Raw genomic sequence first — 12,250 nt, 5'->3', positions numbered from 1 at the left:
TATTTCGCTTTTTATTCGCTGGTAAGGGGTTAAATAGAATGTGCGAGTACACATCCTGCCGGAGGCTTTTAAAATAATAGGAAATGCGGTTTTCTATTATTAAAAAAATCCCTTACAGCAATCACTGTAAGGGACGAGTTCTCTCGCGGTTCCACCCTGTTTGAAACGATCATACTTGTATGTTAAAAATATCTCTGATCGAAACCACTTCATTCATGATGATAACGGAATCACCGGGCTGTTTTACAGCCACTCCGAGGTAGTCTTCAGAAGGTTCCAAAATAAGAAGCTTGCAGCCGGTGACTTCTCTCTCTGCTATTCCTTTCCCAACTTACTCGTCTCATCTACGCATTTGGCATATGTCTTTCATATACGCTTTATATTATATCACTGTCTTTTTCTTTGTCAAGCCAGAACTTCCACATCGCCGGAACCTCACGCATCATATAATTCAAAAAGAGACTTCCTTTACATCCGGCAGAAATCGGATACACATGTGGATATCCGAGTCTATTTGCAAGAGCACATGACCTGTGTAAATGGAAATTATTTGTCACAATTCCAACCTTTACGATCTCCGGTGTAAATAATGCTTTGGAAAATCTTAAATTCTCTCTCGTCGTTGTCGATGCCGTTTCCTTTAAAATCCGTTCTTTCTCAATGCCATGCTCCCACAGATAGATCTCCATCGCTTCTGCTTCTGTAATATCTTCGCCCTTTCCCTGACCTCCGGAGACGATGACTTTAGTCATCGGATGTGATTTCAGATATTGCTCCGCTTTTCTGATTCTGCGTTCCAGTGAATCACTTGGTACCCTGCCATTCACATGCGCACCCAATATGATCAGATAATCGCATGCATCATTTTCTTTAACAAACATCGTATACAGAATCGGTATACAGGTCAGTATGATCAATACACAGATTGCCAATATTGCCAGCATCATTACATGTGGCAGACGTCCTCTCCATTCCAGATAGGAAAAAGCCAGTAACAGGACTCCTGCTACTGGCCAGACTCTTGCAAATGTTGAATTCCATCGCCCGGTTGCCAGTCGAATCACTCCATAATAGACCAGGCACAAAACTGCGAGCATTAGCAATATTATTTTCCACAACATTTCTTATACTTCTTTCCTGAACCGCACGGGCACGGATCGTTACGTCCGATCTTCTTGCCTTTGCGGATTGTTGTAGACTCTTTCTGCTCTTTGTATAACTTTTTCAGTTCAGACTCAGAAAAAATCTCTTCCCACTGCGGAAGTTCATACAGCCAGTCAGCTCTCGCTGCAACCATGTTTTTGTAAAGCTTTTCCTTGTCAAACACAAGATTCACAACGGTATCTTCGTCCATTGTATCGATTGGGTTTGGCACAACCAAACTCTCGTCAATACCATCCAGAAATCCTACCATTGTCATGACATCCTGTCCATATCTCTCAGCCAGCTCTTTTACAGTTCCTCTGACTTCTTCATCCGGATTAGAAAGAAGCTTTTCATAAATCTCCTTCTCAATCTGGAAATAGCTTCCCCAGAAGTTCTGAAGCTGTCCTCTGTCAGCAGTCTCATCATAAGCGATGTCTTTCCACTGTTCTAATAATGTACGACTCATATCTATGTTACTCCTTCTTATGTTTCTAGTTCATTTCTCTTATATATACATCTCGGCGAACGCCCATGCAACATTCACAGGAATGGTAGCTTCCATCTTGCTACTGTTCTCAGGGGCATTCTTTTTCTGTCTTTTTCTCTTGTCTAAATACTCTTCCATCGATATCACTTCCTGATATTCTGAAGTAGTTTTCTGATTCATAAGTATACCTCCTTCTCGGTCATTCTTACTCCCGCCTTACTATTATATTCACAGATTGCTCTGTATATGACGTAATCTTAGCGGCAAAATCATCTTATCAGCAGAATGTGTACATCCTGTGGCAGATTTCTAAAGATAAAATAACACTTTTCTTAAGAGGTATTAAGAATCTTAATTATTTATTACGATAAATAATGTCTTCTCTTCCAGGTCCGTTTGATACCATTGTGATCGGATAACCAATCTGTTCTTCTACGAACTCGATATACTTACGGCAGTTTTCCGGAAGGTCTTCATATTTCTTGATTCCACGGATATCACAGTTCCATCCCGGCAGTGTCTTAAATACCGGTTTTGCTTTCTCAAGAAGATGTGTCGGCGGGAAGTCTGTTGTAACTTCACCGTCAATCTCATATCCTACGCATACCGGAATCTCTTCCAGGTATCCAAGGACATCCAATACTGTAAATGCAACATCTGTTGTTCCCTGCATACGACATCCATATTTGGAAGCTACACAGTCAAACCATCCCATACGTCTCGGACGTCCGGTTGTTGCTCCGAACTCGCCACCGTCTCCGCCGCGGCGTCTTAACTCGTCTGCTTCTTCTCCGAAGATCTCACTTACAAATGCACCTGCTCCAACTGCACTGGAGTATGCTTTGCATACTGTCACGATCTTCTGAATCTCATACGGTGGAATACCTGCTCCGATTGCTCCGTATCCAGCCAGTGTGGAAGAAGAAGTAACCATTGGATAAATTCCGTGATCCGGATCCTTCAGAGAACCTAACTGTCCTTCTAACAGAATATTCTTTCCTTCTTTTAATGCATTGTGCAGGAACAGGGATGTATCACATACAAACGGCTCAACTTTTGCTTTGTACTCCATCAGCTCTTCATAGAGATCATCCGGATTGATCAGCGGTTTGTGATACAGATGCTTCAGAAGAACATTCTTCTGCTCTGCAACTCTTACTACTTTTTCTTTTAATAATTCATCATCAAATAACTCGCTTACCTGGAAACCGATCTTTGCATACTTATCTGAATAGAACGGTGCAATTCCGGACTTTGTAGATCCGAAAGACTTGCCTCCGAGTCTCTCTTCTTCATATGCATCAAAATCTTTGTGGTAAGACATTACCATCTGCGCTCTGTCAGATACAAGAATCTTCGGCATCGGAACATTTCTGTCAACGATAGACTGTACTTCCTTGAAAAGTACCGGAATATCTAATGCAACACCATTTCCGATGATACTTGTTGTATGATCATAAAATACCCCTGACGGTAATGTATGAAGGGCAAATTTTCCATAATTATTAACGATTGTATGTCCTGCATTGGCTCCACCCTGGAAACGTACGATAATGTCAGCTTCCTCAGCAAGCATATCTGTAATTTTTCCTTTACCTTCGTCTCCCCAGTTAGCACCTACGACTGCTTTAACCATATCAATTCCTCCTGTGTTATTATCACATATCATTCTTCATTCGGGTGTCCTAAGACACCATTCGTTATTATACTATATTTCCGTGTTTCTGTAAAACAAATTTTGTACATTTTCACTGTTTTTCTACGTTTTTTTCTATTTTTACATAAGCGGCGCTACAAGTTTTAATACCTGTCCGACAATCTTGGTCAGCAGTGACCGATTCTTTACTTCCATCAGCGTCACTTTATGACATTTCTCCAGTGTTTCCTGAAAATCACGTTCAATTCTGTCAATTTCTGAATTATTGTAAATAAAGGCTCCGCATTCAAAATGCAGATATAGGCTCCGGTAATCCAGATTGATCGTACCTACACTTGCCGTATCATCGTCTGCCACAAATACCTTTGCATGAACAAACCCCGGCTCGTATTCATAAATCCGGACGCCGCCTTCTATCAGCTCTTTGTAATATGTCTTGGCCACAGCAAAAGCATACCACTTATCCGGAATATGTGGCATGATGATACTGACCTCCACGCCACTTTTTGCCACACGCGTCAACGTCGTGATCATCTCGTTATCCAATATCAGATACGGGGTCATAATATGTACATATTTTCTCGCATGGTTCAGAATATGGAAATAAACCTCTTCGCCTACATTTTCATCATCATACGGACTGTCTGCATAAGGAATTATATAGCCGTATTCCCGGTGCAATTCCCGGCGTTTTGGTGTCAGATAGCGATGATAGTTTTCTGAATATCGCTCATCTACATTCCACATCTCCAGAAACATCATTGTAAAGCTCTGTACCGCATCCCCCTTTAACATGATTGCTGTATCTTTCCAATGGCCGAACCGTTCTTTCCGGTTAATGTACTCATCTCCAATGTTGATTCCTCCTGTAAATGCTGTTTTTCCGTCTATAACACAGATTTTCCGGTGATCTCTGTTATTCTGTGTTGTAGACAGAAACGGCTTTACTGCATTTGCCATTTTACACTGGATTCCATAGTGTTTTAATTTCTCCGGATAATCATACGGAAGCATGGAAATCGCACACATTCCGTCATACATAAAACGAACTTCCACACCTTCTCTTACTTTCTGGATCAATATCTCCAGAATCTGATCCAACATGTATCCTTCTTCGACAATAAAATATTCCATAAAAATAAATTTTCGTGCTTTCTTAAGCTCCGCAAGCAGGCAACGGAATTTGTCTTCCCCCAATGGGAAATAACGGACCTGCGTATTCCGGTATGTCGGAAAGTTCAGCTGGTTTGAAAGATAATGCGACAGCCTTGCATTCGCTGATCGGCTTGCCCATAGTGCATCTACTGTATCTTTATCCTGCACCATATACTGGGACATCTCTGTTTTGAGTGTACTAAGTCTGTGCTTCAGAAAGCGTGTCCCCACCTGCAGCTTCACATAAATATAAAACAGCGTTCCTACAACCGGAAACGTGATAATACACAAAATCCATGTCATCTTAAATGCCGGATTGCCCTCCGAATTGATTACGTAAATGATTACTATAACTCGCATGCAAAGCATGATTCCGCTGATTGCTGTCGAATATTCCTGCAGCCGGAATGTAGTTATCGTAAAGACTCCGATCTGCATGAGAATCAGCAGGAGCATAATACCGGAACGACTGAAAACAATACGAAACAATCCTTTTTTTGCTGTTTTTTTTGGTTCATGTTTCTTCATAAACTAACTACCAATCTCCTCTTTTACTACACTTTCTTCAAAAAATATATTTTACAGTGTATCACAATTTTGTCAAGTTTTATAGTATTTTTATAAGTCTATCCCTTTCTTTTTCTTCTGAAAAGTATTACAATACATCTATTAGAACAACACGACGAAAGGAGTATTTACTTATGAATAAATTATGGAAACGTTTATTCGGACTCGCTGCGATCGGCAGTGCTGCCGCAGGTATTTTCTATTACTTTAAGAAGACAAAAGCTGACGACGAGGACGATTTTGACGATGATCTCGACGATATCTTTGAAAATGAAGGCTTTGATCTGGACAATGATCTGAAGCCGGTCTCTGACAGAGGTTATGTACCACTTACACCAAAGACTAACAGCGAAGAAAATGCTGACTCTGATGAGGATCACTCCTCTGATAACAGTACTGAAACTGATATAACAGAAAACGTTGACACTTCCAGCGAAGGAACCGAAACAGAAAATACTGATCCGGATAAGGAAGAACAGGAATAAATTTTCAAATCAGCATTCATTTAATAATAAACACAGATTTTGTTAAATGAGCAAAAGGGCATTACACAAATTCTAAATTTGTATAACGCCCTTTATTTTATGCCTGTGCTCTATATGCTCACATCTTGTTTATTTCTGCCATGGCAGTAACCGACAGCCGCTGAAGCTTTTTATAACTCTGTCCAGCACTGGTTCAGAAGGTTTACTGCTTCTTTGATATCTTCTTCAGACATATTCGCATATCCAAGAAGAATTGTCGCCGGCTCTTCTGTAGTTTCGATACGGTACTGGGACATTCCGTACACACGGACGCCGGCTTCCTTTGCCTTCCGGATCAGAAATTCTTCTGATGTACCATCCTTGAAATTAAGTAGCAGATGCACACCTGCATGTTCCCCGGAAATCCTGCATCTGCCAAGCAGTGGCTTTAATGCCTCAATCAGCACGTCATGCCGGTTCTTATATAACGCTCGCGTCTTGTTCAGATGGCGCTCATAATATCCTTCTTCAATGAATTTTTGCACAATCAGTTGATCCACCTTCGATACGGTAGAATTAATGAACCGGTAATTTCCCCTGTATTTTTTTAGAAGCGGTACCGGCAGAACCATATAGCTCAGTCGGATCGCCGGCGCGATCGATTTGGAAAATGTTCCCAGATAAATAACTTTCTCATCGGAATCATATCCCTGTAATGCCGGAATCGGTTTCCCTTTATACCGGAACTCACTGTCATAATCATCTTCAATAATGAAACGTCCTTCCTTTTCATTTGCCCATCGCAATAATTCCAGACGGCGTTTCAACGGCATGACAATCCCTGTCGGATACTGATGAGACGGCGTTACATAAGCAATATCAGCATTTTTCATTTTCAAAGCATCCACACGCAGACCATTTTTATCTACCGGAACAGGCACTGTCTCGTATCCCAGACCGGAAAGTACGTGGTATGCCTGTTTATAAGTCGGATCTTCAAAAGCAATCCGGTGATTCTTTCCTAAAATGATACTTAACAACATCAGAATATAATCACTTCCGGCTCCGATCAGAATCTGCTCCGGCGTACAATGCACTCCCCGCGCCTGATACAGGTAATTACAGATTGCATTGCGGAATCCATATTCTCCCTGCGAATCCCCGCTTCGGAATAATTCTGTCCGATCATCAATCAATATATCTTTGGAAAGCTTTCTCCAGACATTATACGGAAAACTCTTAAGATCTACACCATTTGGTGTAAAATCAAACCGATATTTTTCTTGTTTTTCTTGTTTTTCTTCCACAACTGCAGGCTTTGCTGCCGACAACTGATACAATTCTTCAATCTGTGCTACAAAATAACCGCGGCACGGTTCTGATTCCAGATAACCTTCGGACAATAACTGTTCATAGGCTAGTTCAATCGTGCTGCGGCTGACTTCCAGATGTCTGGACAGCGCTCTCGTAGAAGGAAGCTTCTCCCCATAGGAGAGCTTCCCTCTGCGGATCTCTGTTTTAATATGTTCGTAGATCTGCTCATAAAGTGGAACCTTACTGTGTGCTTTTAGATCAATCGTTAATTCATTCATATCCTTTATTTTGGAAGTTTAAACGAACTCTTCAGTGAAACAATCCGGTTAAATACGAGCTGCTCCGGTGTAGAATCTTTGGAATCTACGCAGAAGTAACCATTTCTTACAAACTGAAAACTGTCAGACGGACCTGCCTCAGCGAAGCTGTCCTCTACATAACATCCCTTGCGGATCTCCAGTGAGTTCGGATTTAAATTAAGAGAACCATCTTCTTTGTTATACACACCCTTCTCTTCATCGATCAGATTCTCATAGAGACGGATCTCTGCCTGTTTCGCAAGAGGTGCATATACCCAGTGGATCGTTCCTTTCACTTTTCTTCCTGTAAATCCGGTTCCACACTTCGTCTCCGGATCATAAGTTGCATGTACAACTGTTACATTGCCATACTCATCCGTCTCATAACTTGTACAAGTCACAAAATATGCATGCATCAGGCGTACTTCATTGCCAGGGAACAAACGGAAATATTTCTTCGGAGGCTCGATCATAAAATCGTTACGCTCAATATATAATTCTCTTCCGAATGGAACTTTACGCATGCCAAGCTCCGGATTCTCCAGATTATTCTCAACATCCAGATATTCTACTTCTCCTTCCGGATAGTTGTCGATTACTAATTTGATTGGATCTAACACTGCCATCATACGTGGTTTCTTCATCTTCAGATCTTCACGGATGCAGTACTCAAGCATTGCATAATCTACAGAGCTCTGGGATTTGGAAACGCCACATAATTCTACAAACTTACGGATAGATTCCGGGGTAAATCCACGTCTGCGCAAAGCTGCAATAGAAACAAGTCTCGGGTCATCCCATCCATCTACGATTCCATCCATAACAAGCTTCTTGATGTAACGTTTTCCCGTTACAACATTTGTCAGGTATAATTTGGAAAATTCGATCTGTCTCGGTGCCGGATCAAATTCACATTCCTTTACAACCCAGTCATATAACGGTCTGTGATCTTCAAACTCCAGTGTGCAGATAGAGTGTGTGATCTTCTCAATCGCATCTTCGATCGGGTGTGCAAAATCATACATCGGATAAATGCACCACTTATCTCCTGTATTGTGGTGTGTCATATGTGCCACACGGTAAATAACCGGATCACGCATGTTGATATTCGGTGATGTCATATCGATCTTCGCACGGAGAACACGTTTTCCGTCTTCAATCTTACCTGCACGCATCTCTTCAAATAACTGTAAGTTCTCTTCCACGGAGCGATCTCTGTACGGGCTATTCTTTCCCGGTTCTGTCAGCGTTCCACGGTATTCACGGATCTCTTCCGCACTCAGGTCGCAGACATATGCTTTGCCTTTTTTAATCAGCTTGATCGCGCATTCATACATTGTATCAAAATAATCGGATGCGAAATAGAGATGGTCTCCCCAGTCAGCACCTAACCACTTTACATCTTCTTTGATGGACTCTACAAATTCCATGTCCTCTTTCATCGGGTTCGTATCGTCAAAACGAAGGTGGAATGTTCCTCCATACTCCTTTGCCAGACCGGAATTTAAAATGATGGATTTAGCGTGTCCGATGTGAAGGTATCCGTTCGGTTCCGGTGGAAAACGGGTACATACTTCCTGGTAAACGCCCTCTTTCAGATCTTTATCTATCTCTTGTTCTATAAAATTCTTAGAAACTGTCTCTTCTCCCATGTTCTTCCTCCTAGTGATTATTCTGCCCCTTATCTTACCATAAAACATATGGACGAACAAGGTTTAAAACAAAAGAAAACCTCTGAAAGTCATGACTTCCAGAGGTCTTTATCTTTTGTACAAGCTGCCTAGCGGAATCGAACCGCCGACCTCCGCCTTACCAAGGCGACGCTCTACCGACTGAGCCAAGGCAGCACGCATATGTGCTATGCAACGTTAATACTATACAACACATACGCTATATTTGTCAATATGATTTTTCGTCACTCTTTAAGATTTTTTCGGTCTTATTTTTGATGCGCTGCAGTGCATTATCAATCGTTTTCGGGCTCTTATCCAGAAGCTTTGCAATCGTCTTATAGTCTGTTCCCCGAAGGTGCAGATACAATACTCTGCTTTCCAGATCACTGAGTGCTTCTTCCAGACGGCTCTCAATAAGAGTCGCATATTCCTGGCTGATAAGCAGCTCTTCCGGATTGTTCTGACCTTCCGCTTCTACTGTTTCAATCAACGGATTCTGGTCATCCGCACCGGTCTCATACAGAGAAATGTACGAATTTAACGGGCTGTGTTTTTTTCTCCTGGATGCCGTTATTGCTGAATACAACTGTCTTGTAATACATAATTTTGCGAAACTGTAAAAGGATGAATTCTGATCCGGTGCATAGTCACGAACAGCCTTAAACAGACCGATCATCCCTTCCTGAATCAGGTCATCTGTCTCACCGCCGAGAAGATACATTGCATTGGCTTCTTTGCGGACAAGATTTTTGTATTTTTCCATAAGAAAATCAATGATCTCTTTCTCACCGCCACGCAGCTTCTCAATCAGCAGTTCATCTGTCATCTTCTCATATTTCATGCGCTTCCATTCCTTTTGATTCTTATGACATTCTCTGTCTTACGATCTCATAAGCAAGGACACCGGCTGCCACAGACGCGTTCAGTGAATCGATATCACCGTGCATCGGAATGCTTGCTACATAATCGCAGGTTTCTTTTACGAGGCGGCTGACTCCCTCGCCTTCGTTTCCGATCACCAGTCCGATCGGTCCTTTCAGATTAAGATCATACATCTTCTCGCCGCCCATATCGGCACAGACAAACCAAAGACCTTCTTTTTTCAGTTCTTCCATTGTCTTTACCAGATTTGTAACTTTTGCTACCGGTGTATAGTTCAGTGCACCGGCAGATGTTTTTGCCACGGTTGCTGTCAATCCGACTGCTCTTCTCTTCGGGATGATCACTCCGTGTGCACCGGCAAGATTTGCCGTACGGATGATCGCGCCAAGATTGTGCGGATCTTCAATTCCATCCAGAAGAACAAGGAAAGGATCTTCTCCACGCTCTTTTGCAAGCGCTAACATATCCTCTACTTCTGCGTATTCATACGATGCAGTATAAGCAATCACACCCTGATGTCTTCCCGTCTCAGAAAGCTGATGCAGACGCTCTTTTTCTACAAACTGAATGATCGTGTCGTGTTTCCTTGCTTCTCTTATGATCGTGCGCACCGGTCCGTCCTGGCAGCCGTCCAGAACAAATAATTTGTCAACCGGTTTTCCGGAACGAAATGCTTCCAGAACCGCATTTCTTCCCTCGATTTTATTTTCGTTTGTTTTCTTATTATAATCTTCGCTCATGTCCGACTCCTTATTGTTCCTCTTCAAGGCTCTTAAGTCCCATTTTCACCAGTTCCATCATTCTTGCGTAATCCTTTTTCAGATACAGATATCCCATCACTGCTTCAAAACCGGTCGCACGTCTGTAATCGGTCACAGACTGGTTCTTCGCAGGTGATACACTCTTGGAATTCCGTCCCCTTTTGTAAATGCTGTGCTCTTCTTCTGTCAGTTCTTCCTGCAGAACACGCATCATTTTAGACTGTGCTTTTGCCTTCACATAGGTACTGGTTTCTTTGTGCAGTTTCTGTACCGGTTTGTTGCCCTGGTTTACAACTAACGTCTTCATGATCAGATCGTAAATACTGTCACCGATATACGCCAGAGTAAGAGGTGAATATTCTCTTATATCCACCTCTTTTAACCGGAACGTTTCCTGCATGCAGGAGTCAAACTCCCAGTTTATGCTCTTTTCCATTGTACTCCTTCTCTTGTATCTTTTAAAACGATACCTTTTTCTAATAAATCGTCACGGATTGCGTCTGCTCTTGCGAAATCTTTGGCTTTTCTTGCTGCCTGACGCTCTTCGATCAGTTTTTCAATATCTTCATCCAAGATGTCTTCCTTCTTGTCAACGAGCAGTCCAAGTACATCTGTTAATTTTACCAGAAGATCAAAAAGTTTGCCAAGGTATTCTGCTGAGCTCTCACTGTCTGTATTACTGTTTGCAAATTTAACAAGGTCAAATACTGCTGCGATTGCATCTGCTGTATTGAAATCATCTTCCATTGCTCTCTCAAAATCAGCAACAAATGCATCTGTCTGTATAAATAACTTGTTCTCTTCCTCTGTCATCTTTTCATTTGCAGCATTTTTCTTTAAGAATTTCAGATTATCTGCCGCATTGACAATACGCTCCAGACCATTCTTGGATGCTTCCATAAGATCTGCGCTGAAGTTCAGCGGATTTCTGTAATGTGCGCTTAACATAAAGAAGCGAAGCACCTGCAGATCATACTGTTCACTGATCTCACGGACAGTGCGGAAGTTTCCTAATGACTTGCTCATTTTGCGATTATCGATATTTAAAAATGCATTGTGCATCCAGTATTTAGCAAATTCTTTTCCGTTGGCAGCTTCACTCTGTGCGATTTCATTCTCATGATGTGGAAATACAAGATCTTCTCCACCGGCGTGAATATCGATCTGCTCACCCAGATATTTTTTAGACATCTCTGAGCACTCAATGTGCCATCCCGGACGTCCCTCGCTCCACGGTGCTTTCCAGAAAGGTTCTCCTTCTTTTTTCGGTTTCCAGAGAACGAAATCCAACGGATCTTCTTTTTCATCTTCGCCGCTTACAAGGAGTGATCTCTCACCGGATCTTAAATCATCCAGATTTTTATGGGAAAGCTTTCCATAGTCTTTGAATTTTCTTGTGCTGTAATATACCGTTCCGTTTTTCTCATAAGCATAGCCTTTGTCAATCAGTGTCTGGATCATCTCGATCATTCCGCTGATTTCTTCTGTTGCAAGCGGATTCTTTGTTGCCGGCTCGATGTTCATTCCATCCATATCTTTCTTACACTCTGCAATATAGCGTTTGGAAATCTCATCGGACGAAACGCCTTCTTCATTAGCTTTCTTAATGATTTTATCATCTACATCTGTGAAGTTGGATACATAATTAACATCGTATCCTTTGTACTCAAAATAACGTCTGACCGTATCAAATACAATCATCGGTCTTGCATTTCCGATATGGATAAAATTATAAACCGTTGGTCCGCAGACATACATCTTAACTTTGCCTTCTTCCAGCGGGGTAAATTCTTCTTTTTGTTTTGACAGTGTGTTATACAGTTTCATCTTTGTCTCTTCCTCTCT

12 protein-coding genes and 1 tRNA gene are annotated in these 12,250 nt (G+C 41.9%); 1 reads left to right on the top strand and 12 read right to left on the bottom strand.

Annotated elements, in window-relative coordinates:
• Positions 1-377: 377 nt before the first annotated feature.
• From DW125_RS03340 to cls, 5 genes are all read right to left on the bottom strand, one after another.
• Positions 378-1,121 (bottom strand): YdcF family protein, encoded by a 744-nt coding sequence (locus DW125_RS03340; RefSeq protein ID WP_242992891.1) that lies wholly within the window; start codon positions 1,119-1,121, stop codon positions 378-380.
• On the bottom strand, positions 1,106-1,612 hold the full coding sequence (locus DW125_RS03335; RefSeq protein ID WP_117537145.1) for an SEC-C metal-binding domain-containing protein: 507 nt from the start codon (positions 1,610-1,612) through the stop codon (positions 1,106-1,108). The genes DW125_RS03340 and DW125_RS03335 overlap by 16 nt, the downstream gene beginning before the upstream one ends.
• A 39-nt stretch (positions 1,613-1,651) precedes the next feature.
• Positions 1,652-1,813: a hypothetical protein gene (locus DW125_RS13980; RefSeq protein WP_158549884.1), complete on the bottom strand. Its 162-nt coding sequence runs from the start codon at positions 1,811-1,813 to the stop codon at positions 1,652-1,654.
• Positions 1,814-1,988: 175 nt separating this feature from the next.
• On the bottom strand, positions 1,989-3,269 hold the full coding sequence (locus tag DW125_RS03330) for an adenylosuccinate synthase (RefSeq protein WP_117537144.1): 1,281 nt from the start codon (positions 3,267-3,269) through the stop codon (positions 1,989-1,991).
• A gap of 141 nt (positions 3,270-3,410) precedes the next feature.
• Entirely contained in the window at positions 3,411-4,973 is a 1,563-nt protein-coding gene (gene cls / locus DW125_RS03325) for a cardiolipin synthase (RefSeq protein ID WP_117537143.1), read from the bottom strand.
• A 173-nt stretch (positions 4,974-5,146) separates the two neighbouring features.
• Here cls and DW125_RS03320 point away from each other — a divergent pair, with 173 nt between their 5' ends.
• Positions 5,147-5,497, top strand: coding sequence for a hypothetical protein (locus DW125_RS03320; RefSeq protein WP_199537818.1), 351 nt, complete (start codon positions 5,147-5,149; stop codon positions 5,495-5,497).
• Positions 5,498-5,667: 170 nt separating this feature from the next.
• Here the strand turns inward: DW125_RS03320 and pdxR are convergent, their stop codons facing one another.
• The 7 genes from pdxR to cysS form a co-directional block, all read right to left on the bottom strand.
• Positions 5,668-7,068: a MocR-like pyridoxine biosynthesis transcription factor PdxR gene (gene pdxR / locus DW125_RS03315; RefSeq protein WP_117537142.1), complete on the bottom strand. Its 1,401-nt coding sequence runs from the start codon at positions 7,066-7,068 to the stop codon at positions 5,668-5,670.
• A 5-nt stretch (positions 7,069-7,073) separates the two neighbouring features.
• Positions 7,074-8,741 carry a glutamine--tRNA ligase/YqeY domain fusion protein gene (locus DW125_RS03310; RefSeq protein ID WP_117537141.1) on the bottom strand — a complete coding sequence of 556 codons (1,668 nt, stop codon included), beginning with the start codon at positions 8,739-8,741 and terminating at the stop codon, positions 7,074-7,076.
• A gap of 122 nt (positions 8,742-8,863) precedes the next feature.
• A tRNA-Thr gene (locus DW125_RS03305) sits at positions 8,864-8,936 on the bottom strand.
• A 52-nt stretch (positions 8,937-8,988) separates the two neighbouring features.
• Positions 8,989-9,603, bottom strand: a complete 615-nt coding sequence (sigH, locus tag DW125_RS03300) for an RNA polymerase sporulation sigma factor SigH (protein ID WP_021861061.1) — start codon at positions 9,601-9,603, stop codon at positions 8,989-8,991.
• A gap of 22 nt (positions 9,604-9,625) precedes the next feature.
• Positions 9,626-10,384, bottom strand: coding sequence for a 23S rRNA (guanosine(2251)-2'-O)-methyltransferase RlmB (gene rlmB, locus DW125_RS03295; RefSeq protein ID WP_117537140.1), 759 nt, complete (start codon positions 10,382-10,384; stop codon positions 9,626-9,628).
• Positions 10,385-10,394: 10 nt separating this feature from the next.
• Positions 10,395-10,841, bottom strand: coding sequence for a Mini-ribonuclease 3 (locus DW125_RS03290; RefSeq protein WP_117537139.1), 447 nt, complete (start codon positions 10,839-10,841; stop codon positions 10,395-10,397).
• Positions 10,826-12,232, bottom strand: a complete 1,407-nt coding sequence (gene cysS, locus DW125_RS03285) for a cysteine--tRNA ligase (protein WP_117537138.1) — start codon at positions 12,230-12,232, stop codon at positions 10,826-10,828. The genes DW125_RS03290 and cysS overlap by 16 nt, the downstream gene beginning before the upstream one ends.
• Positions 12,233-12,250 lie beyond the last annotated feature (18 nt).

This window comes from Dorea sp. AM10-31, from assembly GCF_003435815.1.
Lineage (GTDB): Bacteria > Bacillota > Clostridia > Lachnospirales > Lachnospiraceae > Dorea_D > Dorea_D hominis.
This window is presented reverse-complemented; position numbering and strand designations above follow the sequence as displayed.